Annotated in this window: 18 protein-coding genes; 8 read left to right on the top strand and 10 right to left on the bottom strand. The window is 70.7% G+C overall.

Features of this window, described 5'->3' with window-relative positions; translation table 11 throughout:
• Positions 1 to 31 precede the first annotated feature (31 nt).
• Entirely contained in the window at positions 32 to 1,012 is a 981-nt protein-coding gene (galE, locus tag ABTX60_RS17355; RefSeq protein ID WP_352097893.1) for a UDP-glucose 4-epimerase GalE, read from the top strand.
• A 135-nt stretch (positions 1,013 to 1,147) separates the two neighbouring features.
• Here the strand turns inward: galE and ABTX60_RS17350 are convergent, their stop codons facing one another.
• Positions 1,148 to 1,774 (bottom strand): TetR/AcrR family transcriptional regulator, encoded by a 627-nt coding sequence (locus ABTX60_RS17350; RefSeq protein WP_352097892.1) that lies wholly within the window; start codon positions 1,772 to 1,774, stop codon positions 1,148 to 1,150.
• 184 nt (positions 1,775 to 1,958) lie between these two features.
• Between ABTX60_RS17350 and ABTX60_RS17345 the strand changes: the two genes are divergently transcribed.
• The 4 genes from ABTX60_RS17345 to ABTX60_RS17330 all read left to right on the top strand — a co-directional run bounded on the left by ABTX60_RS17345 (position 1,959) and on the right by ABTX60_RS17330 (position 7,608).
• The gene (locus tag ABTX60_RS17345; protein ID WP_352097891.1) at positions 1,959 to 2,873 is read left to right on the top strand and encodes an ABC transporter permease; all 915 of its coding nucleotides are present in this window, start codon (positions 1,959 to 1,961) and stop codon (positions 2,871 to 2,873) included.
• Entirely contained in the window at positions 2,866 to 3,690 is an 825-nt protein-coding gene (locus tag ABTX60_RS17340) for an ABC transporter ATP-binding protein (RefSeq protein WP_352097890.1), read from the top strand. Before ABTX60_RS17345 ends, ABTX60_RS17340 begins: the two co-directional genes overlap by 8 nt.
• 79 nt (positions 3,691 to 3,769) lie before the next feature.
• Complete coding sequence (locus ABTX60_RS17335; protein WP_352097889.1) at positions 3,770 to 5,965, top strand: CDP-glycerol glycerophosphotransferase family protein; 2,196 nt, start codon at positions 3,770 to 3,772, stop codon at positions 5,963 to 5,965.
• Positions 5,962 to 7,608 (top strand): glycosyltransferase family 2 protein, encoded by a 1,647-nt coding sequence (locus ABTX60_RS17330; RefSeq protein WP_352097888.1) that lies wholly within the window; start codon positions 5,962 to 5,964, stop codon positions 7,606 to 7,608. The genes ABTX60_RS17335 and ABTX60_RS17330 overlap by 4 nt, the downstream gene beginning before the upstream one ends.
• An 89-nt stretch (positions 7,609 to 7,697) precedes the next feature.
• On the opposite strand, the gene ABTX60_RS17325 is transcribed toward ABTX60_RS17330, so the two are convergent.
• The 5 genes from ABTX60_RS17325 to ABTX60_RS17305 all read right to left on the bottom strand — a co-directional run bounded on the left by ABTX60_RS17325 (position 7,698) and on the right by ABTX60_RS17305 (position 16,367).
• Positions 7,698 to 9,164, bottom strand: a complete 1,467-nt coding sequence (locus ABTX60_RS17325) for a putative glycosyltransferase family protein (protein ID WP_352098092.1) — start codon at positions 9,162 to 9,164, stop codon at positions 7,698 to 7,700.
• Positions 9,148 to 9,606 (bottom strand): GtrA family protein, encoded by a 459-nt coding sequence (locus tag ABTX60_RS17320; protein ID WP_352097887.1) that lies wholly within the window; start codon positions 9,604 to 9,606, stop codon positions 9,148 to 9,150. The genes ABTX60_RS17325 and ABTX60_RS17320 overlap by 17 nt, the downstream gene beginning before the upstream one ends.
• 114 nt (positions 9,607 to 9,720) lie before the next feature.
• Positions 9,721 to 14,673 carry an NAD-glutamate dehydrogenase gene (locus tag ABTX60_RS17315; RefSeq protein ID WP_352097886.1) on the bottom strand — a complete coding sequence of 1,651 codons (4,953 nt, stop codon included), beginning with the start codon at positions 14,671 to 14,673 and terminating at the stop codon, positions 9,721 to 9,723.
• 458 nt (positions 14,674 to 15,131) lie between these two features.
• Positions 15,132 to 15,797: an HAD family hydrolase gene (locus ABTX60_RS17310; RefSeq protein ID WP_352097885.1), complete on the bottom strand. Its 666-nt coding sequence runs from the start codon at positions 15,795 to 15,797 to the stop codon at positions 15,132 to 15,134.
• 69 nt (positions 15,798 to 15,866) lie between these two features.
• Positions 15,867 to 16,367 carry a DUF6912 family protein gene (locus ABTX60_RS17305; RefSeq protein ID WP_352097884.1) on the bottom strand — a complete coding sequence of 167 codons (501 nt, stop codon included), beginning with the start codon at positions 16,365 to 16,367 and terminating at the stop codon, positions 15,867 to 15,869.
• Between the two features lie 319 nt (positions 16,368 to 16,686).
• On the opposite strand from ABTX60_RS17305, the gene ABTX60_RS17300 reads away from it, so the two are divergent.
• Positions 16,687 to 17,427, top strand: a complete 741-nt coding sequence (locus tag ABTX60_RS17300) for an Rv3235 family protein (protein ID WP_352097883.1) — start codon at positions 16,687 to 16,689, stop codon at positions 17,425 to 17,427.
• A gap of 148 nt (positions 17,428 to 17,575) precedes the next feature.
• Here ABTX60_RS17300 and secA read toward each other — a convergent pair whose 3' ends face one another.
• Positions 17,576 to 20,422 carry a preprotein translocase subunit SecA gene (secA, locus tag ABTX60_RS17295; protein ID WP_352097882.1) on the bottom strand — a complete coding sequence of 949 codons (2,847 nt, stop codon included), beginning with the start codon at positions 20,420 to 20,422 and terminating at the stop codon, positions 17,576 to 17,578.
• A 281-nt stretch (positions 20,423 to 20,703) separates the two neighbouring features.
• Here secA and ABTX60_RS17290 point away from each other — a divergent pair, with 281 nt between their 5' ends.
• Positions 20,704 to 21,270, top strand: a complete 567-nt coding sequence (locus ABTX60_RS17290) for a GNAT family N-acetyltransferase (protein ID WP_352097881.1) — start codon at positions 20,704 to 20,706, stop codon at positions 21,268 to 21,270.
• 67 nt (positions 21,271 to 21,337) lie between these two features.
• Positions 21,338 to 22,510 carry a winged helix-turn-helix domain-containing protein gene (locus ABTX60_RS17285; protein ID WP_352097880.1) on the top strand — a complete coding sequence of 391 codons (1,173 nt, stop codon included), beginning with the start codon at positions 21,338 to 21,340 and terminating at the stop codon, positions 22,508 to 22,510.
• A 6-nt stretch (positions 22,511 to 22,516) separates the two neighbouring features.
• On the opposite strand, the gene ABTX60_RS17280 is transcribed toward ABTX60_RS17285, so the two are convergent.
• The 3 genes from ABTX60_RS17280 to ABTX60_RS17270 all read right to left on the bottom strand — a co-directional run bounded on the left by ABTX60_RS17280 (position 22,517) and on the right by ABTX60_RS17270 (position 25,399).
• Positions 22,517 to 23,263 (bottom strand): response regulator, encoded by a 747-nt coding sequence (locus ABTX60_RS17280; protein ID WP_352097879.1) that lies wholly within the window; start codon positions 23,261 to 23,263, stop codon positions 22,517 to 22,519.
• A 205-nt stretch (positions 23,264 to 23,468) separates the two neighbouring features.
• Positions 23,469 to 24,164 (bottom strand): ribosome hibernation-promoting factor, HPF/YfiA family, encoded by a 696-nt coding sequence (gene hpf, locus ABTX60_RS17275; protein ID WP_033308245.1) that lies wholly within the window; start codon positions 24,162 to 24,164, stop codon positions 23,469 to 23,471.
• A 311-nt stretch (positions 24,165 to 24,475) separates the two neighbouring features.
• Positions 24,476 to 25,399 (bottom strand): ComF family protein, encoded by a 924-nt coding sequence (locus ABTX60_RS17270; protein ID WP_352097878.1) that lies wholly within the window; start codon positions 25,397 to 25,399, stop codon positions 24,476 to 24,478.
• Between the last annotated feature and the right edge of the window lie 13 nt (positions 25,400 to 25,412).

The raw sequence follows: 25,412 nt of genomic DNA, 5'->3' as shown, positions 1-25,412 counted from the left end.
CACGGGCCAACTGACGAGGGGACGGCCGCACATGACCTGGTTGATCACCGGCGGCGCCGGCTACATCGGCGCGCACGTCGTACGGGCGATGACCGCGGCGGGCGAACGGACCGTGGTGTACGACGACCTGTCCACCGGCATCGCCGAGCGCGTGCCCGACGGAGTGCCGCTGGTGGTGGGCTCGACCCTGGACGCCGAGCTGCTCGCCCGCACCCTCGCGGACCACTCGGTCACCGGCGTCGTCCACCTCGCGGCGAAGAAGCAGGTGGGCGAGTCCGTCGAGCGGCCGCTGCACTACTACCGGGAGAACGTCGAGGGCCTGCGGGTGCTGCTCGACGCCGTGACGGCGGCGGACGTGCGGTCCCTCGTCTTCTCCTCCTCGGCGGCGGTGTACGGCATGCCGGACGTGGACCTGGTCACGGAGGAGACGCCGTGCGAGCCCATGTCGCCGTACGGCGAGACCAAGCTGGCCGGTGAGTGGCTGGTCCGTGCGACGGGCCGGGCGGCCGGGCTGTCGACGGCGTCCCTGCGCTACTTCAACGTGGCGGGTGCGGCGGACCCGGAGCTCGCCGACACCGGCGTCTACAACCTCGTGCCGATGGTCTTCGAAAAGCTCACGGGGGACGCGCCGCCGAGTGTCTTCGGCGACGACTACCCGACCCCGGACGGTACCTGCGTACGCGACTACATCCACGTCGTCGACCTGGCCGAGGCCCATGTCGCGGCGGCCCGGGTGCTGCGTTCCTCCCCCGGCCGCGACCTCACGCTCAACATCGGCCGGGGTGAGGGCGTCTCCGTCCGCGAGATGATCGACCGCATCAACGCGGTCACCGGCCACGACCGTCCGCCGGCGGTCGTGCCCCGCCGCCCGGGCGACCCGGCCCGCGTGGTCGCCTCCGCCGACCGCGCGGCCGCGGAGCTGGGCTGGAAGGCCCGGCTGGACGTGCAGGACATGATCACGTCGGCGTGGGAGGGGTGGGTACGGCTTCACCCGGAGGCACGGCGGGGCTGATCCGCCGAACCATGAGCGCGGCGGGGCTGATCCACCCGGATCCTGAGCACGGCGGGGCTGATCCACCCGGACCGCGAGTGAGCCCTGGGGCGCCTGCCGGGGTTCACTCGGACGGGGTCCCCCGACGGGCCCGACCTACAGGGCCTTCAGACCCTCCGACGTGGCCCGGGCCAGGGCGCCCAGGTACCCCTTCGGGAGCTTCGGGCTGCGGATCACCACCGAGCGCCAGTAGAGGGGCCCGGAGATCAGGTCGAGGGCGAGATCGTGGTCGATGCCCTCGCGCAGCTCGCCGCGGCGTTCCGCCGCCGTCACGATGCCGGTGGCGACGCCGTCCTGCCCCTCCCGCAGGGCCTTCTGCATGGCCTCGGCGATGTCCGGGTTGCGGGCCGCCTCCGCCTGGAGGTCGGGGATGACCTGGGAGGCGATGGGGTGGCGCAGGGCGCGGGACGTCACCTCGTAGAGAAGCCGCAGGTCACCCTCCAGGGAGCCGGTGTCCGGCGCGGGCAGGCCCTGCACGGCGAGGGCCGAGACGATGTCGAGGACCAGGTGCAGCTTGGAGCGCCAGCGGCGGTACACCGCCGTCTTCCCGACTCCGGCCCGGCGTGCGATCCCCTCGATGGACATCCGCGCGTAGCCGACGGCCGCGAGTTCCTCGAAGACGGCCGCCCGGATCGCTTCTGTCACGTCCTCCCGCAGTACGGCCGCCCCCGCGGGGGCCCGGCGACGCGTGGGCTGCTGGGGCTCGTCGGGGTTCGTCGTCATGCCGACAGCATAGGGCGTCACGACGAAACGGTTGCGTTCCGACGTTCGCCCGACGTACGCTCCCGTTACGACGATACGGTCCCGTCCCGACGTAAGAGTTCGTGAAGAGTCCGGTAAAAGCCCACCCCGCCCCCAGCTCTTCGCGCCCCCCTGGTCCCACAGCCCCCGAGCGAAAGCAGCGGATGTGAGTACGGTCCTCCACACACCGCCCCAGCCCCCGGCCCCGGCCGACCACGACCTCGCGGCCCTCGCCGCCCGCCACGGCCTCACGGTCAGCGGCGCGCGGCCTTCCCTGCCCGAGTACGTCCGGCAGCTGTGGGCCCGCCGCCACTTCATCACCGCGTTCGCCACCGCCAAGCTCACCGCGCAGTACAGCCAGGCGAAGCTCGGCCAGGTCTGGCAGGTGATGACCCCGTTGCTGAACGCGGCGGTCTACTACTTCATCTTCGGCGTACTGCTCGGCACCAAGCACGGCGTGCCGGACTACATCCCGTTCCTGGTCACGGGCGTGTTCATCTGGACGTTCACGCAGAGTTCGATCATGGCGGGCACCCGCGCGATCTCCGGCAACCTCGGCCTGGTGCGGGCCCTGCACTTCCCGCGCGCCGCGCTGCCGATCTCCTTCTGCCTGCAACAGCTCCAGCAGCTGCTGTTCTCGATGGGCGCGCTGGTCGTCATCCTGCTCTGCTTCGGCGTGCCGGTGTCCGCCTCGTGGTTGCTGGCGTTGCCGGCCCTCGCGCTGCAGTTCACCTTCAACGCCGGCGTATCGATGATCATGGCGAGGTGGGGCGCCAAGACCCCGGACATCGCGCAGCTGATGCCGTTCGTCCTGCGCACCTGGATGTACGTCTCGGGCGTCATGTGGAGCCTCGACAAGCTGGCCAAGAACGACCATCTGCCGCATGTGGTGAAGGTGGCGCTGGCGGCCAACCCCGCCGCCGTCTACATCGACCTGATGCGCTTCGCCCTGATCGACAGCTTCCACGCCGAGCAGCTGCCGCACCACGTGTGGCCGCTCGCCATCGGCTGGGCGCTGGTCGCCGGCGTCGGCGGCTTCATCTACTTCTGGAAGGCTGAGGAGACCTACGGCCGTGGCTGAGCACCCGAGCGAGAAGATCCCCACCGTCGTCGCCGACGGCGTCGACATCGTCTACCGCGTCAACGGCACCGGCGCCGGACGCGGCTCCGCGACCGCCGCCCTCAACCGCATCGTGCGCCGCAAGCAGACCGAGAAGGCCTCGGGCGTGCGCCGGGTGCACGCCGTGAAGAACGTGTCCTTCGTCGCCTACCGGGGTGAGGCGATCGGCCTGATCGGCACCAACGGCTCCGGCAAGTCGACCCTGCTGAAGGCCGTGGCGGGTCTGCTGCCCGTGGAGAACGGCGCCATCCACACCGACGGCCAGCCCTCGCTGCTCGGCGTCAACGCCGCCCTGATGAACGACCTCACCGGCGAGCGCAACGTGCACCTCGGCGGCCTGGCCATGGGCATGTCCCGCGAGCAGGTCAGGGACCGCTACCAGGAGATCGTCGACTTCTCGGGCATCAACGAGAAGGGCGACTTCATCACGCTGCCGATGCGGACGTACTCCTCCGGCATGGCCGCGCGGCTGCGGTTCTCCATCGCCGCCGCCAAGGACCACGACGTCCTGCTGATCGACGAGGCGCTGGCCACCGGCGACCGCTCCTTCCAGAAGCGCTCGGAGGAGCGCATCCGCGAGCTGCGCAAGCACGCGGGCACGGTGTTCCTGGTCAGCCACAACAACAAGTCGATCCGCGACACCTGCGACCGGGTGCTGTGGCTGGAGCGCGGTGAGCTGCGCATGGACGGGCCGACGGAGGACGTCCTCAGGGAGTACGAGGCGTTCACCGGGGACAAGGCGCCGAAGCCCAAGCCGAAGGCCGCCGTTCCCTCGTGAGGCCCACCCGATCGGCCCTTTTGTCTCATTGATGGCAGCATGACCGCATACGGTGCAGCTGTGAGAGGGGGTCCCCGGGATGACCGAGCTCAGTGTGATCGTCCACGGGCCGAACGTTCAGGATCATCTGACGGAACTCCTCGACTCCCTCGCCGCCCACCCCCTGCCGGACGCAGAGGTGATCGTGGCGGCGGTCGGCGACTGGGCCCGGGAGACGGCCGAGCGGCACACCCCGGACGTCCAGGTCGTAACCCTGCCGGACGGCACCGGTGACGCGGCGGCCCGGGCGGCGGGCGCGTCCCGGGCCGCCGGCCGCTGGCTGCACTTCGTCCACGCCAAGGACGGCCTGCCCGCCGGCACCCCCCGCACGATCGCGGAGCGGGTGGCCGAGCTCCCCGGCGAGGTCGACGTCCTCCTGCTCGACCATGTCCGCAGCACCTGGCACACCTCCGGCCTGCCCTCCCCCGACGGCCCGCTCCTCGCCCGGGCGGGCCGCGCCGAGCTCGCCCTCGACGACTGCGCGCCCCTGCTGCGGCTCACCCCGCTGCTCGGCACCCGCGTGCTGCGCGCGGACTTCTGGCGGGCGCACGAGTCGCGGCTCAGCACCGACGACGAGCCGTACGCCGCCCTGGCCGCCCTGCTGCTCGCCGACCGCGTCGCCTGCCTGCCGCACATCGCCCACGAGGACCGCAGGCTGCGCCCCGCGAGCCTGCCCCCGGTCGCGCCCGAGCAGCGGTACCGCCTCGTCGAGCGCTACGAGTCCCTCCTCGACCTCACCCGCGACCGGCGCGCCGCGCACACCGTGCTCTACGACCTGATGGTCCGCGACTGCCTGCGCGCCTTCGCGCGCGGCGGCATGACGGAGGAGGTCGCGCGCGAGTTCTTCCGCCGGGCGTCGCTGGCCGCCCTGCGCCGCCGCCCCGAGGGCTATCGCCGCCCGGCCGGGATCGAGGGCGTCCGCCGCTCTCTGCTGGAGGAGGGCGCCTACGGGAAGTACCGGGCCTTCCAGGCCGTCAACCGCGCCCGCCGCAACGCCAGATCGGTCGTACGGACCCGTAAGCGCCAGGCCGGTGCCAAGCTCCGCGACCACCAGTACCGCAGGGCGCTCGGCCGTCCCGTCAACCCGCATCTCGCGGTGTTCGCGGCGTACTGGAACCGCGGCGTCGCCTGCAACCCCGCCGCGATCGCCGCCAAGCTCGCCGAACTCGCCCCGCAGATCCACGCGGTGTGGGTGGTCACCGAGGAGAACGCGGCCCTCCTGCCGCCCGGCACCGACCACGTGGTGCCGGGCAGCCGCCGCTACTGGGAGGTGCTGGCGAGTGCCAAGTACCTCGTCAACAACGTCAACTTCCCCAACGCGGTGGTCAAACGCCCCGACGCCATCCACGTCCAGACCCACCACGGCACGCCCCTGAAGCGCATGGGCCTGGACCAGATGGCGTTCCCGGCCGCCGCGCAGGGCCTGGACTTCCAAGCGCTGCTGGAGCGCATCGACAAGTGGGACTTCAGCGTCTCGGCCAACAGCCACACCACCCGCATATGGGAGCGCGCCTACCCGTCGCACTATGTCTCCCTGGACCACGGCTATCCGCGCAACGACGTCTACTACACGGCCGGCGCCGACGACATCCGCGCGGTCCGCGACCGGCTCGGCATCGCCCCGGGCCGCCGCGCCGTCCTGTACGCGCCGACGCACCGCGACTACGAGGCCGGCTGGACCCCGCGCCTGGACCTCGCCGCCCTCGCCGACCGCCTGGGCGAGGACACGGTCCTGCTCGTGCGCGGCCACTACTTCTACGGCGGCGCCGCCTCCCCGCTCACCAACCTGCGCCGCACGGGCCGGATCATCGACGTCTCCTCCTACGACCCGGTCGAGGAACTGTGCCTGGCGGCGGACGTCCTGGTCACGGACTACTCCTCGATCATGTTCGACTACGCCAACCTCGACCGGCCGATCGTGATCCACGCCGACGACTGGGAGACGTACCGCACCACCCGCGGCGTCTACTTCGACCTGATGGACCAGGCGCCGGGTCCCGTCGCCCGCACCCAGCAGGAGCTGACGGAGATCCTCGCCACCGAGGCCTGGCGCGACGAGAACGCGGCGAAGACCCGGGCGGTGTTCCGGCGCCGGTTCTGCGAGTACGACGACGGCCGCGCCGCAGAGCGCGTCGTCCGCCGAATCTTCCTCGGCCAGGACGAGCGGGACCTGCCTCCCGTGCTGCCGATCGAGGAGCGCACCCCCGCCCCCACCCCGCAGGAGGCGACCGCATGAGCACCCCCGACGTCACGGTGACGGTCATCGTCTACAACGACGCCGAACGCCTCACCCGCGCGGTCGAATCGGTGCGCCGCCAGACCCACGCGAACCTCGAGATCATCATCAGCGACGACCACTCCACGGACGAGACCCCGGCGGTGGCACAGCGGCTGGCGGCCCAGGACCCCCGCGTCCGGCACCTCCGCCTGGAACGCAACAGCGGCGGCTGCAGCGCCCCGCGCAACCGCGCCCTGCGGATCGCGCGGGCGCCGTTCCTGATGTTCCTCGACAGCGACGACGAACTCCCCGGCAGCGCGGTCGAACTGCTGCTCGCCGCGCACCGCGAACGCGAGATCGACTTCGCGATGGGGGCGGTGCAGCGGGTCCGGGTGGACAACGGCCGCTGCTCGACGTGGATGCCGCACCTGGTCGCCGAGCGCCGCACGCTCGACGGCATCGAGGCCGACCCCCGCCTGTTCTTCGAGCACCTGTCCACGAGCAAGATGTACGCCCGCGCCTTCCTCGACCGGCACGACCTGCGCTTCCCCGAGGGCATCCACTACGAGGACCAGTTGTTCTCGGCGCAGGCGTACTGCCTGGCCAGGAGCTTCACGATCGTCCCGGAAGCGGTCTACCGCTGGTACGTGGCGCCCTTCGCGGCCTCCGAGGCGGCCTCGATATCGAACCAGCGGCACAAGCTCGCCAACGTCCGGGACCGGATCCACGTCCAGCACCTCATCGACGCGTTCCTGGCCGAGAGCGGGCACGAGTCGCTGCGCGAGGACAAGGACCACAAGTTCCTCAAGCACGACCTGCGGATGTACGCCGGTGACCTGCCCTACCGGGACGACGCCTGGCTGACGTCCTTCGCGGACATCGTCACGCCCTACCTCGACACGCTCTCGCCGGGCGCCTTCGCACGCCTGCCGCGCGCCGAACGCGTCGTCATCCAGCTGATCCGCGACCGCCGTCTGCCGGAGGCACGCCTGGCCGCCCGGGGCCTGGGCCACGCAGTGGGCCCCAGGAGCGTGACCGCCGACGCGGCAGGCCGCACCTACTGGGGAGAGCGGGTCCCCGAGTCGGAGTGGGCACGCCGCGAACTGGGCGTCTGCGACCTGGAGCTGGAGACCCGCCCTTTCCCGAGTGCCCAGTTCCGCCACGAGATCAAGGAGATCACTCGGGGCCCTGGCGCTTCGATCGACCTCACGATCCGCACCTACGACCCGGCGCTGCGCCTTCCCGTCGGCCCCCAGCGCGCGACCCTCCTCATCGCCCCGGGCGGCCGCCGCCTCCACGCCCACTTCCGCCTCTCACCCGTCCGCCCCGGCCTCTTCGAGGGCCACGCCCACCTGGACCTCGCGGCGGCCCCGCTCCCCCTCCAGGGCTTCGCGGGAATCCGCCACCCAATGCTCCGCCTCCAGCACCAGGGCCTGTCCCACACGGGCCCGCTGCTGGCCCCCCTGACCTTCCCGACCCTGACGACCCGTGTCCCCGCCCACCACCTGACGGTAGAACCGGAGGGCCACAACCCGGGCCGCCTCCAGGTGCGCTGGGAGCCGGTGGGCATCACGGCGACCCTGATCCGCCCGACGGTACGCCGGCTGGCCCGCCCGCGGGTGAAACGGGCGGTGCGGCTGGTGGCGAGCGCATTGAAGTAGCGCCTCCGCCGCGGCCATGGTCACCGAGACGAGAGTGAGGCGAGGAGCCCGGTCCCTTGCGCCGGCACTCCAGGCTGCCCGAGGGCACGTCAACGCACCACCGCGTACAGCACCTGCCCCTCCGGCCCCCGAGCCACCTCCCGCAACCCGGCGCTCCGCATACCGATCCCCGCCATGACCCACCGCACCCCGTACTCCCGCAGGATCCCCGCCCGCTCCTCCTCCGACGTCCCCTCCGCGAAGTACCGCCGCACGGCCCCCGACCGACGCCCTTCATCCGGCAGGAAGAAGTCGGGATACCCGGGAGCCACCGTGTATGCCCCGTACGCCGGGATCTGCCGTGCCGGCCGCCCCTCCCGCGCCATCACCACATCCCCGTACTTCACCCAGGGCGTCATCCACTGGTACCCCGTCCACGGCCGCCGGTACTTCTCCGCGACGGCCTCGGGAAGATCCCCCCGTTTCACCACGTACCCGACCGTCCCCACCTGCGTCCACGCCCCCAGAGCCAGCGCGGCGCCCAGCACGCACGCCCACCCCACCCGCACCGCCCGCCGCCCGGCCTCGCACACCTCCACGGCGGCCGCGACCTGCGCCGGGATCAGCACCGCCGGCAGGGCCCGCCCCCACGACCAGTGCCCGCTCACCCCACCGGCCGTCACCAGCACGGCCCCGAGCACGAAGAACAGCACCAGCGGATCCCACCGGTCCCGCCACCACCGCACCCCGAGGGCCACCACTCCGAGCAGCACCAGCCAGTACCGCCCCACCAGGTCGTCGTACAGCGGCCGGTGCACCGCCTCGAGCCCGCCGCCCGCCCCGAACAGCGCGAAGAAGTCGTAGTACGGCCACAGCGCCAGCACCCCGAGCCCCACCGCCGGCCCGCCCGCGAGCCGCAGCCACACCTCACGCCCGGGCCGGGCGGCGATCACCGTCGCGGCCGCCCCCAGCGAAGCCACCACTCCCGAGAACTGGTGGCACAGCAGAATCACCGCCCACAGCACCCCGAGCCCGAGCCACACCCCCCATCCGGCACCCTCGCGCGCCGCCCGCCCCAGCCACGCCCAGAGGTGAAACGCCAGCCCGAGCGCGAACAGGCTCGGATACGGCACCGTCAGCGCCAGCGAGTCGAGCCCGTAGAAGCCGCTCCACTTGAACACGGCCGTCCCCCACAGCAACAGCAGGCTCAGCAGGGCCAGCGCGGGCGCGGCGCGATGACCGGTCAGGGTGCGTACGTAGCGCCACACCCCCGTCACCAGCAGCCCGAGCCCGGTCAGCGCCGCGAGTCGCAGCACCACGAAGACCGACAGCCCGGTCACCCGCGCCACACACCCCAGGACCAGCGTCCAGGGCGAGTAGTACGGGCTCGGCGTGTCCGCGTCGACCAGCGGATCGCCCGGGTCGACCAGGTCGTGCCGCAGGCGCTGGACGGTCGCGGCGTGCATCCCGAGGTCCCCGGCCCAGGGCAGCCGCACAATGACCAGGAGCAGCAGCAGGAGGGTCACCGAGGCAGTGACCCACGCGGCGAGGACGGCCGGTCTAGGCATGGCGCGCATCATGCGGGAACACCCAGGTCCGGTAGACGAGGAACCGGAAGGCGGAGGCCAGCACGATGGACAGTGCCTTGACCGCGTTGGATTCCAGCGGCCCGTCCAGGCCGAGGCCGTGGTAGCCGACGTAGAACAGCCCGCTCTCCATGGCGACGCCGATCGTGCTGAGGACGAAGAACAGCGCGATCTGACGCCGGGTCCCAGGCGCCCGGTCGCGGTAGGTGACGTACCGGAAACCCAGGTAGTTGCCGCCCATGGCGATCAGGCTGGCCGGCACGGTCGCCACCATGGCGGGCAGGTGCAGCCCGTGCAGGAGCGCGTTGAACACCAGGAAGTTCACCGCGACGCCGCTGCCGCCGACCAGCGCGAAGTGCACCACTTCGAGGGCGACGCGCCTGGCCGGGCGGGCGGGGGCGGCCAGGCGCTCCTCGGAGACATCGAGAGTCACGTCCCTAGCCTTAGCCGGATCGGGTAAGTCCTCCAGTCGAATCGCCCTAAGGCACGCCAAGAAGAGGCGCCCCGGGCCGGAAACCGGCCCGGGGCGCCCGTCACGCCGTACGCCCTACGAGTGCGTCCGCAGCAGCGTCCTCATCGTGCGCATCGCCACCGACAGGTTGGCGAGGTCGAACGCGTCGGAGCTCTGGATCTCCTCCAGCGTGCTGCGGGCCCGGCCGAGGATCGCCGCGTTCTTCTGCTCCCAGGCCTTGTAGCGCTGCTCCGGCGTCGCGGTGCCGTTGCCCACCGCCAGGACGTCGGCGGTCAGCGCCGCGTGCGCCGCGTACAGGTCCTCGCGGATCGCCGCGCGGGCCATGGACTGCCAGCGGTCGGCGCGGGGCAGCTCGATGATGCGGTCCATGAGCTGGGTGATGCGCAGCCGGTCGGCGAGGTCGTAGTAGACCTCGGCGACGTCCATCGGCTCCCGGCCCATGCGGTCGGCGATCGAGACGATGTCGAGCGTCGGGAAGGCGGAGGAGAAGCCCGCCACCCGGGTGGCGAGTTCCTCGGGGACGCCCGCGCCCGTCAGCTCGTCGTGGATCTTCTGGTACCACTCCAGGTCGGCGCCGCGCAGCAGCTTCGGCAGTTGTCCCCAGACCTGCTCGACCCGGTCGGCGAAGAAGTCCACCGTCCCGGCGAGCTCCAGCGGCTGCGGCCGGTTGTTGAGCAGCCAGCGCGTGCCGCGCTCCACCAGGCGGCGCGCGTGCAGCCGGATGCGGGTCTGGACCTCGGCCTCGACCTTGTTGTCGAGCGCCTCGACGCCGTCCCACACCGGGGACTGGCGGAAGATCGCCCGGGCCGCGGTCTGCGCCCGCACGATCTCCTCCAGCGACGCGCCCGTCTCCTCGCGCAGCCGGTGCAGATACGTCGTACCGCCCGTGTTCACCGTGTCGTTGACCAGCACGGTCGTGGTGATCTCACGGCGCAGCGGGTGGCAGACGAGGTGATCGGGGTACTGCTCGCGCAGCTCCTTGGGGAAGTACGCGTGCAGCAGGGTGCTCAGGTACGGGTCGTCCGGCAGCGAGGTGTGCAGCAGCTCCTCGGCGACCGTGATCTTCGTGTACGCCAGCAGTACGGCCGTCTCCGGGCCGGTCAGGCCCTGGCCCTGGGCGAGCCGCTCGCGGATCTGCCGGTCGGTGGGCAGGAACTCCAGCGCCCGGTCGAGGTGCCCCTCCCTGACCAGGTGCTTCATGAAGCGCTGCTGGGCGTGGAGCATGGCGCTGGACTGGGCGAGGGCGTTGGCGATCGCCGTGTTCTGCGCGTAGTTGTTGCGCAGCACCAGGCGGCCGACCTCGTCGGTCATCTCGGCGAGCAGCTTGTTGCGCTGCTTGACGGTCATGTCGCCGTCCCGGACCAGGCCGTTGAGCAGGATCTTGATGTTCACCTCGTGGTCGGAGGTGTCCACGCCCGCGCTGTTGTCGATGGCGTCGGTGTTGATCCGGCCGCCCTGCAGCGCGAACTCGATCCGGCCGAGCTGGGTCAGTCCGAGGTTGCCGCCCTCGCCGACGACCTTGACGCGCAGGTCCTTGCCGTCGACGCGGATGGCGTCGTTGGCCTTGTCCCCGACGTCCGCGTTGGACTCGGTGGAGGACTTGACGTACGTGCCGATGCCGCCGTTCCACAGCAGGTCCACCGGCGCGTGGAGGATCGCCTTCATCAGGTCGGCCGGGGTCAGCTTGGTGACCTTGGCCTCGATGCCGAGGGCCTCGCGGATGTGGGCGTTGACCGGGATCGCCTTGGCCGTGCGCGGGAAGATGCCGCCGCCGGCCGACAGCAGCTCCGTGTTGTAGTCCTCCCAGCTGGAGCGGGGCAGCTCGAACAGGCGGCGGCGCTCGGCGTAGGAGGTGGCGGCGTCCGGGTTCGGGTCGATGAAGATGTGCCGGTGGTCGAAGGCGGCGACCAGGCGGATGTGCTCGGAGAGCAGCATGCCGTTGCCGAACACGTCACCGGACATGTCGCCGATGCCGACGACCGTGAAGTCCTCGGTCTGGGTGTCGACGCCCATGTCGCGGAAGTGCCGCTTGACGGACTCCCAGGCGCCGCGGGCGGTGATGCCCATGCCCTTGTGGTCGTAGCCGGCGGAGCCGCCGGAGGCGAAGGCGTCTCCGAGCCAGAAGTTGTAGTTCTCGGCGACCCCGTTGGCGATGTCGGAGAAGGTCGCGGTGCCCTTGTCGGCGGCGACGACGAGGTAGGTGTCGTCCTCGTCGTGCCGGACGACGTCGGCCGGGGGCACCACATCGCCCGCGACCATGTTGTCGGTGATGTCGAGCAGCGCCGAGATGAACGTCTTGTAGCTGGCGATGCCCTCCGCCATCCACGCGTCGCGGTCCACGGACGGGTCGGGGAGCTGCTTGGCGACGAAGCCGCCCTTGGCACCGACCGGCACGATGACGGTGTTCTTCACCATCTGCGCCTTGACCAGGCCGAGGATCTCGGTGCGGAAGTCCTCACGCCGGTCGGACCAGCGCAGACCGCCGCGGGCGACCTTGCCGAAGCGCAGGTGCACGCCCTCGACGCGCGGCGAGTACACCCAGATCTCGAACGCCGGGCGCGGCGCCGGCAGGTCGGGGATGGCCTGCGGGTCGAACTTCATGGAGACGTAGTCGTGCGGCTTGCCGCCCGCCGCCTCCTGGAAGAAGTTGGTGCGCAGCGTCGCCTTGATGACCGTGAGGAAGGACCTGAGGATCCGGTCCTCGTCGAGCGAGGCCACCTGGTCGAGGGCCGCGTCGACCTCTTCCAGCAGCGCGTCCACGATCTCGTGCCCCGCGCGCTGCCGGTCCGGCGACATCCGCGCCTCGAACAGGGAGACGAGCAGGCGGGTGGTGTGGACGTTGTTGCGGAGGGTGTCCTCCATGTAGTCCTGGCTGAACGTCGACGCCGCCTGGCGCAGGTACTTCGCGTACGCCCGCAGCACCATCGCCTGGCGCCAGGTCAGCCCGGCGCTCAGCACGAGGGCGTTGAAGCCGTCGTTCTCCGCCTTGCCGGTCCAGGTGGCGGCGAAGGCGTCCTGGAAGCGCTCGCGGGCGTCGTCGCCGAAGTAGTCCCCGCCGCCGTTCGCGCGGGGCATGCGCAGACCGAAGTCGTAGATCCAGGCCACGCTGCGGTCCGAGCAGCGCAGCTCGTAGGGCCGCTCGTCGACGACCTCGACGCCGAGCCGGTTGAGGACCGGCAGGACGGCGGAGAGGGAGATGGCGTCGCCGGTGCGGTAGATCTTGAAGCGGCGCTCCTCGGGGGCGGCGCCCACCGGCTCGTACAGGCTGAGCGAGAAGTCCTTGTCCGCCTCGGCGTTGAGCTGCTCCACGTGGACGAGGTCGGCGACCGCGGCGCGCGGGTTGTGGTCGGCCTTGTAGCCCTCGGGGAAGGCGTGCGCGTAGCGGCGCAGCGCTTCCGCCGCGTGCTCCTCGCCGAGCTCGGCGTTGAGCGCCTCGGCGAAGGCGTCCTCCCAGGAGCGGGCGGCCTCCACCAGCCGGGCCTCGATGCGCTCCTTGTCCGAGTCGGACAGCTCCGGCAGCTCGGTGCCCTGCGGGACGCGCACCACGAAGTGCAGCCGGGACAGGATCGACTCGGTGTTCCAGGCCGTGAAGTCGACGCTGATCCCGCCGAGCTCCTCCTTCAGGATCTCGATGATCCTCAGGCGCACGGCCGTGGTGTAGCGGTCGCGCGGGAGGTAGACGAGGGCGGAGTAGTAGCGCCCGTACTCGTCCTGGCGCAGGTAGAGCCTGAGGCGCCTGCGCTCCTGGAGGTACAGCACGGAGGTGACGATGGCCTGCAGTTCGTCGACCGGGGTCTGGAACAGCTCGTCGCGCGGGTACGTCTCCAGGATCTGCGTCAGGTCGCGGCCGTCGTGGCTGTTGGGTGAGAACCCGGCACGCTCCAGGACCTCCTCGACCTTGCGCCGGATGACCGGGACCCGGCGCACGGACTCGGTGTAGGCGGCGGAGGAGAACAGCCCGAGGAAGCGCCGCTCGCCGATGACGTTGCCGTCGGCGTCGAACTTCTTGACGCCGATGTAGTCCAGGTACGACGGCCGGTGCACGGTCGCCCGGCTGTTCGCCTTGGTCAGCACGAGCAGCTTGTGCTCGCGCGCCTTGGCCCGGGCGTCGGCGGGCAGCCGCTCGAACGACGGGCTGACCGGGTGGCTCTCCTCGGCTGCGTGGTGCGGGTCCGCGCGCAGTATGCCGAGGCCGGTGCCGGGCACGGCGGCCAGGGAGTCGTCGTCGCGCAGCTGGTACTCGCGGTAGCCGAGGAACGTGAAGTGATCGTCGGACAGCCAGCGCAGCAGCTCGCGGGCCTCCTCGACCTGGGGTCCGGGCAGGTCACCGGGAATGGGCTCGTCCGGCAGCCCCTCCGCCAGCCGGATCGCCGCTTCGCGCATCTTGCCCCAGTCCTCGACGGCCTCACGGGCGTCGGACAGCACGCGCAGCAGGTCGGCGGTGATCTGCTTCAGATCGGCCCGGTCGGTCTCGCGGTCGATCTCGACGTGGATCCAGGACTCGACGTGCGCGTCGTGCGGAAGGTCTCCGGTCGCCGGGGTCGACAGGACCTCGATGAGCTTGCCGGTGACATCGCGCCGCACGACGAACTGCGGGTGGATGACGACGTGGATCCCACGCCCCTGCCGCGTCAGCTCATTGGTGACGGAGTCGACGAGGAAGGGCATGTCGTCGGTGACGACCTCGACCACGGAGTGGCTGCAGGTCCACCCGTTCTCTTCCACGGTGGGGGTGTGCACCCGCACGTTGGCCGTGCCCTGGGGGCGGTTCTCGGCCAGCCGGTAGTGCGATACGGCCGCTCCGAAGACGTCGACCGGGTCGCGGTCGGTGAGGTCCTCCGGGGCCGTGTGCAGGTAGTAACGCTGGAGGAACGTGTGGAGGGTCTCGCGGTCCGGGGCCTTCTGGGCGTCTGGGGTCTCCTCGCCCGTCGACCCGGTCGGTAGGTGCCCCCCGACCGGGCTGTTCTCAGCTACCCGGGCGGCCCTCTCGAGCAACTCGGCCTTGGCTTCGTCCAGCTTGGTCTGCATTGTCCTCTGGCTCCTGTCGCGCGCCGTTGCGTGACGTAGAAGGAAGTACGGTCTCTGCGCTGACGACCTCACGTCGTGACACGGGGTATCCGGTCTGTTCCGACGCTATGCCGCAAGGCGAGATGAGCGGGGGTGTCTGAGCCAATTTTGAGCTGCGCCACCGGTGTGACGCTGCTCTCCGCGACACCCGGGTACGGATGATGCTCGGCGTCCCGGGAGTCCTCGATGGCACGTCCCGCCCGCGAAGACCAGCGACTGCCGCCCGGTCACGGATGTCGTCCGTGCTCTCCGGGCGCAGGGCAGGGACGACGACGTCCCCGCGAACTATCGCGCTGATCACGCCACCAAGGCTATCGCTCTTCACAGGGGCTCCGTCATGAGCCGGAGGTGTACAAAACCAGCCGTGGAAGTTTGACGTTCTGCACAGTGCCGCTACGGGTTCCGGTCGGGAAGGCAGGTCACGCGGCGAGCCGCTCCGCCTCCGCGACCGCTTCCTCCAGCGTGTCCACGACAGGAACGCCGACGGTTTCCAGACTCACTCTGCTGTGCGATCCGCCGGTGTACAGCACGGCCCGGGCCCCGACGTGCAGCGCCGCCACCGCGTCGTCCGCGGCATCCCCGATCACCACGGTCCGCTCCGGCGCCACCCCGCTCAGCGACGCCAGGTGGCGCACCATGTGCTCGGCCTTGCTGCCCCCCGACGGCCCGGTCCGCCCGTCCACCCGTATGAAGTGCGGCTCGATGCCGAACCCGCGCACCAGCGGAACCAGCTCCTCATGCACGTACATGCTCAGGATCGACTGGCTGCGGCCCGCCGAGCGCCATCCGGCCAGCAGCTCCACGGCCCCCACCGTCAGCCCGCACGCCGTCCGGTGCTCGGAGTAGTACCGGTGGAAGACGTCGTCCATGGCCTCCCACTCGGCATCGGTCGGCAGCCGCCCCATCAGCCGCTCGTAGAACTTCGGCACCGGTACGCAGTACAGCTCCCGGTATTTCTCCAGCGTCAGCGGCTCGAGGCCCAGCTCGGCGAAGGCCGCGTTCGTCGCTCCGATGATCGCGTCGTTGTCGTGGAACAGCGTCCCGTTCCAGTCCCAGACGATGTGCGCGCCCGTCTTCATCCCCATGCCCGAAAACGTACCCGTCCCCACTGACAATCAAGAGAGCGGCGCATCGACGCGCCCCCGGCGACGGGTTCAGTCCCCGTGCCCCACCAGGTTCGCGATCTCCTGGGTGGCGAACCACAGCAGCTCGTGGTCCTCCGCCCCGTCCACGACGGACTGTGCGTCGTCGTCCCCGCCGTCCGCCGCCGGCAGCGCCTCGGCGGCCGCCGTCACATCGGCCTCCGCGTCCCTCGCGTCGACGTGCACCGACGCCGCCTTGCCGAGCGGCACCGGGCCCGCGACCCGCACCTCCCCCGGCGCCTCCCGGCCGTCCGCGCTCGCGGCCCGGTCGGCGACGTCCACGGCGATCACGACCCGGCGGCGCGGCGCCCCGGGCTCGGCCGCCAGCAGGCGCAGCGAGGCCAGCGCGGCCCGGCCGAGCGCCGCGTACTCCAGTTCCTCGATGTCGTCGGAGGCGTACCACTCGCGCAGCCCCGGCGTCACGGCGTAGGCGACGAACGGCCCGCTTCCCAGCTCACCCGTTTTGTACGCCTCGGCGAGGCCGGGGAGGGACAGGGGCACGTAGACACGCATGGCTGGCCGCTTTCGTGGTCGTGGTGGTCGCGGTCGGAGGTCTCGGCACGGCTCCGGAAGGTCTTCAGGATACGTGCGGGGCGTCCCCTTTCGAGCTCCGCCCCATGACGCCGGAAGCGTCCACCCGCGGCCCGGAATTCACCCGGGACATCCCCGGTATCCAAGGGCCCCGCGCCCTGGCATCACCCGGATAGGTGAACTTCTCGGCGCCCGCCACCCGATCCGCGCTTCCTTGCCGTGGTGCCGGTCCACCCCGTACAAGATCACCAACCCGAAGTTACTCCCCGGTACTCACCGGGCTCGCGAAACGGTGCCCCCCATGCACAAGGTCATGACCAGGACCCACCACCGCCCGGCCACGCCGACACCCCGCCCGCAGGTGAGCCCCGCGCCCCGCACACCCGGGTACGCCGCCCCCAGCGCCCCGGTCCGCACCGGCTCCGCACCGCCCCTGCCCGGCGGCTCCGCGCCTCCGCGCTCCCCCGGCAGCGGACGGACCCGGCCTCCGGCTGCGGGCGGTCGTCCGCCGGCCTCCGCCCGCGCCAGGGCTTCCCGCACCCGCCCCGCGGACACGCGCCCACCGTCCTTCTCCGCGACCCGCACGGCCCCGCGCCGGACCCCGGAAGCGGCCGGCTCCCCGGCCGGCCCGAACGCCACCGCCCCCACCGAGACCGCCCCCCGCGTCCCCGCCCAGGGCTCACGTCACGCGACGGTCCCCCAGCTGCTGCCCACCGACGTCTTCGCCGACCTCCTCGTCGCCGTCCTGAGCGGCCACCGCCCCGTCCACTCGATGCTCCGCCACACCCGCGGCCGCGCTTACGACGAGCTGGCCTGGCTGGCCGAACGGGGCCCCCTGCGCACCCGCGGCGCCCGCCCCGTCGTCCGCGACATCGGCTGGTACGAACCCCGGCCGGGTGCCATCGAAGCCTTCGCCCGCATCGGCGCGGGCGACCGGCTGCGCGCCATGGCCTTCCGCCTGGAACTCGGCCAGGACCTCCGCTGGCGCTGCACGGCGGTGGAACTCGGTGGCCCCCGGCCACCCCGCCCGGAGGCCGACTGAGCCCGTCGAGGCCCCGAAAACCCACCGACTGCGGCCTGTCGAGGCCCGAGAGCAGATGCTTGCACGTCGGGCACCGCGCAGACCCGCCCATGACGAAGGGCCGGACACCCGCAGGTGCCCGGCCCCTCGATCCGCTACGCGGCAACCGTCACTTCTTGCGACGCCCCCGGCCCCGCGCCTGCTTGCGCCGCTCCGCACGCGTCAGGCCATCGGCCTCCGAACGCACCGGCTCGCCGTCCTCGTTGAAGTCGCCCTCGATGGTGCCGCCCTCGCCGTCGACCGTCGGCGCGGAGAAGTGGAGGTTGCGCCGCTGCGGGACGTCGAGCCCCTTGGCACGGATCTCCGGACGGGAACCCGCCTGCGCCGGCACCGCGTCGTGCTTCTCCAGGTCGGCCACCGGCTTGGTGTCCTCGACCGGGACCTCCTCGACCTGCTGCTCGACCTGGACCTCCAGGTTGAACAGGTAGCCGACGGACTCCTCCTTGATGCCCTCCATCATGGCGGTGAACATGTCGAAGCCCTCGCGCTGGTACTCGACCAGCGGGTCCTTCTGCGCCATGGCGCGCAGACCGATGCCCTCCTGGAGGTAGTCCATCTCGTAGAGGTGCTCGCGCCACTTGCGGTCCAGGACCGACAGCACGACCCGGCGCTCCAGCTCACGCATGATCTCGGAGCCGAGCTGCGCCTCACGCGCCGCGTACTGGTCGTGGATGTCGTCCTTGATGGAGTCGCCGATGAACTCGGCGGTCAGCCCGGCGCGGTCACCGGCCGCCTCCTCCAGCTCCTCGACGGTGACGTTGCACGGGTAGAGCTGCTTGAAGGCGCCCCACAGCCGGTCGAGGTCCCAGTCCTCGGGGAAGCCCTCGGCGGTCTCGGCCTGGACGTAGGCGTCGATGGTGTCGTCCATGAAGTGCTGCACCTGCTCGTGCAGGTCCTCGCCCTCCAGGACGCGGCGCCGCTCGCCGTAGATGACCTCGCGCTGGCGGTTGAGGACCTCGTCGTACTTCAGGACGTTCTTACGGGTCTCGAAGTTCTGCTGCTCGACCTGCGACTGGGCGGAGGCGATCGCGCGCGTGACCATCTTGTTCTCGATCGGCACGTCGTCGGGGACGTTCGCCATCGACATCACGCGCTCGACCATCTGGGCCTTGAACAGCCGCATCAGGTCATCGCCGAGGGAGAGGTAGAAGCGGGACTCGCCCGGGTCGCCCTGTCGGCCGGAACGACCGCGCAGCTGGTTGTCGATGCGCCGCGACTCGTGCCGCTCGGTGCCCAGCACGTAGAGCCCGCCGAGCTTCTCGACCTCGTCCTTCTCGTTCTGGACGGCCTTCTCGGCCCGCTCGAGCGCCTCGGGCAGGGCGTGCGCCCACTCCTCGATGTGCTCCTCGGGGTCGAGGCCGCGCTGGCGCAGCTCCGCTTCGGCGAGGTCGTCCGGGCTGCCGCCGAGCTTGATGTCCGTACCACGGCCGGCCATGTTGGTGGCCACGGTGACGGCGCCCTTGCGGCCGGCCTGGGCGACGATCGTCGCCTCCCGGTCGTGCTGCTTGGCGTTGAGCACCTCGTGCTGGATGCCGCGCTTGCTGAGCTGCTGCGAGAGGTACTCGGACTTCTCGACGGAGGTCGTGCCGACGAGGATCGGCTGGCCCTTGCGGTGCTTCTCCTCGATGTCGTCGACGACCGCCTCGAACTTGGCGACCTCGGTCCGGTAGATCAGGTCCGACTGGTCCTTGCGGACCATCGGCCGGTTCGTCGGGATGGGCACCACGCCGAGCTTGTAGATCTGGTGGAACTCCGCGGCCTCGGTCATGGCCGTACCGGTCATGCCGCAGAGGCCGGGCTGTTCCTTCTCGTTGTGGTCGTGGCGCTTGTAGAGGCGGAAGAAGTTCTGGAGGGTGATCGTGGCGAGCGTCTGGTTCTCGTCCTTGATCGGCACCGCTTCCTTGGCCTCGATCGCCTGGTGCATGCCCTCGTTGTAGCGGCGGCCCGCGAGGATACGTCCGGTGTGCTCGTCGACGATCATGACCTCGTCGTCGATGATGACGTAGTCCTTGTCCTTCTTGAAGAGCTCCTTGGCCTTGATGGCGTTGTTCAGGTAGCCCACCAGCGGGGTGTTCACCGACTCGTAGAGGTTGTCGATGCCCAGCCAGTCCTCGACCTTGGCGACACCGGACTCGTGGATGGCGACCGTGCGCTTCTTCTCGTCGACGTCGTAGTCGCCGGTCTCCTCGATGCCCTTGAGCGGCTGGCCGGCCTCACCGCGCTTCAGGCGCTTCACCAGCTTGGCGAAGTCCCCGTACCACTTGGTGGCCTGGTCGGCCGGGCCGGAGATGATCAGCGGCGTACGGGCCTCGTCGATGAGGATGGAGTCGACCTCGTCGACGATGGCGAAGTTGTGGCCGCGCTGGACGAGCTCGTCCTGGGACCACGCCATGTTGTCGCGCAGGTAGTCGAAGCCGAACTCGTTGTTCGTGCCGTACGTGATGTCGCAGGCGTACTGCTCGCGGCGCTGAGCCGGCGTCATGTTGGCGAGGATGCAGCCGACCTCGAGCCCCAGGAACCGGTGGACGCGGCCCATCATCTCGGAGTCGCGCTCGGCCAGGTAGTCGTTGACCGTGATGATGTGGACGCCCTTGCCGGACAGCGCGTTCAGATACGCCGGCAGCGTGCCGACGAGGGTCTTGCCCTCACCGGTCTTCATCTCGGCCACGTACCCCATGTGCAGGGCCGCGCCACCCATCATCTGCACGTCGTAGTGACGCTGGCCGAGGACGCGCTTGGCGGCCTCGCGGACGGTGGCGAACGCCTCGGGCAGCAGGTCGTCCAGGGTCTCGCCGTCGGCGTAGCGCTGCTTGTACTCATCGGTGAGAGCGCGCAGCTCGGCGTCGGAGAGGTCGACGAAGTCCTCTTCGATGGAGTTGACCTGGTCCGCGATGCGGTGCAGCTTGCGCAGGATCTTGCCTTCGCCTGCACGCATGATCTTCGAGAGGACGGACACGGGGGTTGGTCTCCTTGCCGGTCGGGCCTGGGACGGTCGGTTACCACTTGACTTACTGAGCAACGGCCATCGTATGCGAGGACCCCACCGCGCCGGGAGGGCCTGCCGTGACGGCGACCGTCCGCTGCTTCGATTCTGATTCACGTCTGCTTCAAAGGGGACAACGTGCGGCACCCCCGGATAGTGCCGCACCTCCCCACCGAATGACACAAAGCGTGATCGCCGCCTCACCGAGAGCGAAACAGATAGCACTGTGGCCCGCCGCCGAGCAGAATCGGCCGATGGACCCCGTCACCCTCACCACGGACCGCCTCCTGCTGCGCACGGTGGGCCCGCAGGACACCGACGCGGTGTACGACGCCTGCCAGGACCCCGACATCCAGCGCTGGACCACGATCCCCTCGCCCTACCTGCGCGAGCACGCCCGGAGCTTCACGGAACAACTCGTCCCGGACGGCTGGGCGGACGGCTCCATGTTCACCTTCGGCGTCTTCCTGCACTCCGGAGAACTGGCGGGCATGACCGGCATCACGATGCGCGCCCTGGGCATGGGGGAGATCGGCTTCTGGGCCGCGAAGCAGCACCGCGCCAACGGCTATGTCACCGAGGCGGCTCTCACCGTCTGCCGCTGGTCCTTCACCCATGCCGCGCTCGACCGCGTCGAATGGCGGGCGACCGTGGGCAACCGGGCTTCCCGCGCGGTGGCGGAACGAGCGGGCTTCACGATCGAGGGCACGCTGCGCTCCGCCACGAACAACAAGGGAGTACGCCAGGACACCTGGGTGGGTTCCCTGCTCCCCTCGGACCTGGGCCTCCCGTCGACGGCCCCGTACCTGCCGGCGCGCTGACCCCCGGCCGCCCGGGCGAATCCGCAGGTCACACCTCCTTGTCAGTCCCACCCCCTACGCTGCGACCATGACCACCCCGCCCCCCGCCGCAGAGCTCTCCGCCGACGAGGCCCGCAGGATCGCGCTGCGCGCCCAGGGCTTCCTCGGTGTGCCCGACCGCCGCGCCGGCGTCCGCGGCATCCTCCGCCACCTGGGCGCGATACAGCTCGACACCATTTCGGTCCTGGCCCGCTCCCACGAACTCGTTCCGTACGCGCGCCTGGGCGCGGTGGGCCGGAAGACGGTGGAGGACGCCTACTGGCGGGACACGCACTCCTTCGAGTACTGGTCGCACGCCGCGTGCATCCTGCCCATCGAGGAGTGGCCCCACTTCGCCTTCCGCCGCCGCGCCTACCGCAACCGCCCGCACTGGAACCACGATCTTCCCGACGGCGTCTACGACCAGGTCATCAAGCAGCTCCGCTCCGAAGGCCCCCTCACGGCGACGGAGCTGGGCGGCGCGAAGAAGACGAACGACTGGTGGGACTGGTCCGGCTCCAAGGTCGCCGTCGAACGCGCCCTGATGTACGGCGAGGTGGTCTGCGTGGAGCGCCGCGGCTGGAAGCGCGTCTACGACCTCGCCGAGCGCGCCGTTCCCGAGGAGCTGCTGCACGACGAGCTGGACGACACCGAGTGCCTGCGCCGCCTGGTCCGCCTGGCCGGCCGCTCCCTGGGGGTGGGCACGCGCGCGGACATCGCCGACTACCACCGCCTCAAGGGCGAGCAGGTCGACGCGGTGATCGCCGATTCGGGCCTGGTCCCCGTCGACGTCGAGGGCTGGGGCAAGCCCGCCTGGGCAGATCCCGCGGCCCTGGAGACGCCCCCGCGCGGCCGCCACCGCACCACGCTCCTGTCGCCCTTCGACTCGCTGATCTGGGAGCGGGCGCGCACGGAGCGGATCTTCGGCTTCACACACCGCCTGGAGGCCTACGTCCCCAAACAGAAGCGTGTGTACGGCTACTTCGCGATGCCGGTGCTGGCCGGGGGGCGTCTCGTCGGCCGCGTGGACCCGGCCCGCGAGGGCCGCACACTGGTGGCCAAGCAGGTCACGCTCGGCGGCCCCAAGGCGGTCCCGGCCGTCGCCCAGGCCCTGGCGGAGGCGGCGACCTGGGTGGACTGCACGGACGTCCGTGTGGAACGGGTCGACACCCCGGACCTGCGCGAGCCCCTGGCAAAGGAACTCGTCCGTACTTTCGGCTGAGACCGGCTAGCGGATTTCGAGGATCTTCTCCCGCATCGCGTACACCACCGCTTCCATCCTGGAGTGCAGTTGCAGCTTCTCCAGGATGTTGCGGACGTGGTTCTTCACGGTGTTCTCGGAGATGAACAACTCCTTGGCGATGTCCCGGTTGTTCATCCCCGTGGCGACGAGCTTGAGAACTTCGAGTTCACGGTCGGTCAGACGCGGTGCGGGCACCAGCCGCCGTTCGTCCGTGCGCTGGATCATCGACTTGAACTCGGTGAGGAGTTTCGACGCCATGGACGGACTGATCTGCGACTGCCCGTCGGCCACCGCACGGATGGCGGTGGCCACCTCGTCCGTGGAGATCTCCTTGAGGAGATAGCCGGTCGCGCCCGCCTTGATGGCGTCGTAGAGATCGGCTTCCTCGTCGCTGATCGTCAGCATGATGATCTTTGCGCTGGGTGCCACCTCCTTGATGGAGGTGCACGCCTCGATCCCGCCCCGCTTGGGCATCCGCACGTCCATCAGGATGATGTCGGGCAGCAGGTCGGCGGCCTTCTCCACGGCCTCGGCGCCGTCGCCCGCCTCTCCGACGACCTGGATGTCCTCCTCGGCCGCGAGCACGATCTCAAGGCCACGACGGAACAAGGCGTGGTCGTCCACCACGAGGACTCTGATCGGTTCCTTGCGTGGAGTCCCCGAGTCCGGGCCCATGCCGACGACGCCGTCGTGGGCATCCCCGTCACGCATCGGTCCGAAGCTGTCCGCCATCGTTCCTCCCCCTGAAGGCTGTGGCCTGAGGTCCTGAGCCATCGCCAACCCAGAGCAGCGACCCACCGGTTGGGCCGTGGCCACCATGATTTCATGCCTGGACGGCACCGGGGTGCCCGAGCGGGGCGCGAAGTGGTCGCACGGAGGTGCCCCTGGGGGCGCACACGCGCTCCAGGGGCACCTGTTCCGCTGTCACCCGGCATGGTCAGCCGCCGAGCGCACCGCCCGCGTCGGGAGAGTGCGCCTGTGTGACCATCGTGTCCGTGCTGAGGTGGATCACGCCGTAGTCGTAGGCGTGCCGTCGGTAGACGACACTCGGTTCCTTGGTCTCGGAGTCGACGAACAGATAGAAGTCGTGCCCGACCAGCTCCATCTCGTAGAGAGCCTGGTCGAGGGTCATGGGGGCTGCGACGTGCGTCTTCTCACGGACGACGATGGGGCCGTCACCCTGCACTTCCAGCGAGCCGATCTTCTTCGTGGGTACGGCCTCGGGCTCCTCCTCGGAAGCCGGCACCAGACCGTTTCCGTTGAGCGTCGCCACACCCGGGACGTGGTCGGCGACCTCGGCGGCCGGGATCCGGCGCGCACCACGGCGCGAGTACCGCTTGTCGTGCTGCCTGCGCAGCCGGGCTTCCAGCTTTTCCGCCGCCAGGTCGAGCGCCGCGTACGGATCGCTCGCCGCTGCCTCCGCCCGGATCACCGGGCCGCGGGAGCGGAGCGTGATCTCCACTCGGTCACAGCGGTCGGCCTGCCGGGGGTTGGGCTCCTTGGACACCTCGACGTCGAGGCTGATCACCTTGCCATCGAGCTTCTGGATCTTCTCCAGCTTCAGCTTCTCGGCCACGTGCTTCCGGAACCGCTCGGGCACCTCGGTCTTGCGGCCCTTGACGACGATGTCCACGCAGAACTCCGTTCCCGGATCGCTCCGCTTCGATGCGGAGCGTCTCCCTTTTGCACCAGGCTCCGGTGAGTCCCGGAACCTCGGACTCGCGGTGACTTCCACCTCCTCCCCCGAGAGCGAGATCTCCACTCCACCGCCGCGAGTGATGAAAAAACCCGCAGTACGGCATTCGGATTGAAGAGGTGTGGCCTGCGGCTTTCCCTCTCAACCGAACATATCTCGCCCGGCCGGATGTCGTCACCCTCTACTGCGGCGTACCTCCGTTCAGGTGAAAAGGCCCTCTCGTTACCTGCAACGACACAAGATCTCAATCAGTTCCGGTTTATTTCGAAAGAGTCCGGTGAGGCCGCGACCACCGCCGCGCACGCCACGTCGACGACACCGTCGGCGTCGGCCACGCCCGCGTTCACCTGCCGGGCGGGCCGCCGGCCCGTCCTCTCCCGCCTTGATCCGACGTTCTGTTCCTCTCTGCTTTCCCAGGTCTCTCCCCCGTACACGGCCGAAGTTCCTGCATCGTTCCAAATCGGCCCCGTCACCCCGGGCGGCGTCCGAGAATCACGCGAGGCCGCCCGGACGGCGCGTGCGGCCTCCGCGAGGGACGCCCCCGTGGTCATCACGTCGTCGACGAGGACGACCGGCCCCGCGCGCAGCAGCCGGGCACCTCCCGGCGCCACCGCCAGCGCGCCGGCGAGATTGGCCAGTCGCTGCCGGGAGTTGAGCCCCGACTGGTCGGCCACGGCGCGTCGCTGCCGCAGCACACCGGCCACCCGGGCCGGAAGCCCCCTCCGCCGCAACTCACCCGCCGCCGCGAGCGCGATCCGCCGCGCCGGATCATGCCCCCGGGCCCGCACGGCCCGCCTCCCCGACGGCACCGGCACGAGCAGTACGGGAACCCTGCCGCCCCGGGACCGCACCACCCCGGCCCCGGCCGAAACAGGGACGTCCCGGAGCCCGGCGTGCACGGCTCCCGCCAGCGCCACCCCGAGCGGCCCCGCGAGCGCCAGGGCACCCCGCTCCTTGTGGGCCAGCAGCGCCGCCCGGGCCTCGTCCGCGTACCGCGCAGCCGCGTACACCCACGGCAGCCCGGGCGGCTCCGGCACCGGCCGCACCCGATGCACCGCTCCCGTGCTCAGCACCGCACGGCACCGCGCGCACAGCACCGTACGAAGCGCCCCGCAGCCCCCGCACTCGCCCGGCAGCACCAGGTCGGTGAGGTCCTGCCACCACCCCCGCATGGCCACCACTGTG

It is taken from the genome of Streptomyces sp. NPDC126510 (assembly GCF_040302345.1).
In the GTDB taxonomy this organism is placed as follows: Bacteria; Actinomycetota; Actinomycetes; order Streptomycetales; family Streptomycetaceae; genus Streptomyces.
This window is presented reverse-complemented; position numbering and strand designations above follow the sequence as displayed.

Excerpts from the sequence above, each read along its gene's own strand:
- ABTX60_RS17350 (WP_352097892.1), bottom strand. The coding sequence starts at position 1,774 with ATGACGACGAACCCCGACGAGCCCCAGCAGCCCACGCGTCGCCGGGCC.
- ABTX60_RS17325 (WP_352098092.1), bottom strand. The coding sequence starts at position 9,164 with ATGCGCGCCATGCCTAGACCGGCCGTCCTCGCCGCGTGGGTCACTGCC.
- ABTX60_RS17270 (WP_352097878.1), bottom strand. The coding sequence starts at position 25,399 with ATGCGGGGGTGGTGGCAGGACCTCACCGACCTGGTGCTGCCGGGCGAG.
- ABTX60_RS17330 (WP_352097888.1), top strand. The coding sequence starts at position 5,962 with ATGAGCACCCCCGACGTCACGGTGACGGTCATCGTCTACAACGACGCC.
- ABTX60_RS17300 (WP_352097883.1), top strand. The coding sequence starts at position 16,687 with ATGCACAAGGTCATGACCAGGACCCACCACCGCCCGGCCACGCCGACA.
- ABTX60_RS17285 (WP_352097880.1), top strand. The coding sequence starts at position 21,338 with ATGACCACCCCGCCCCCCGCCGCAGAGCTCTCCGCCGACGAGGCCCGC.
- ABTX60_RS17310 (WP_352097885.1), bottom strand. The coding sequence starts at position 15,797 with ATGGGGATGAAGACGGGCGCGCACATCGTCTGGGACTGGAACGGGACG.
- ABTX60_RS17315 (WP_352097886.1), bottom strand. The coding sequence starts at position 14,673 with ATGCAGACCAAGCTGGACGAAGCCAAGGCCGAGTTGCTCGAGAGGGCC.
- ABTX60_RS17305 (WP_352097884.1), bottom strand. The coding sequence starts at position 16,367 with ATGCGTGTCTACGTGCCCCTGTCCCTCCCCGGCCTCGCCGAGGCGTAC.
- ABTX60_RS17335 (WP_352097889.1), top strand. The coding sequence starts at position 3,770 with ATGACCGAGCTCAGTGTGATCGTCCACGGGCCGAACGTTCAGGATCAT.
- ABTX60_RS17290 (WP_352097881.1), top strand. The coding sequence starts at position 20,704 with ATGGACCCCGTCACCCTCACCACGGACCGCCTCCTGCTGCGCACGGTG.
- galE (WP_352097893.1), top strand. The coding sequence starts at position 32 with ATGACCTGGTTGATCACCGGCGGCGCCGGCTACATCGGCGCGCACGTC.
- ABTX60_RS17280 (WP_352097879.1), bottom strand. The coding sequence starts at position 23,263 with ATGGCGGACAGCTTCGGACCGATGCGTGACGGGGATGCCCACGACGGC.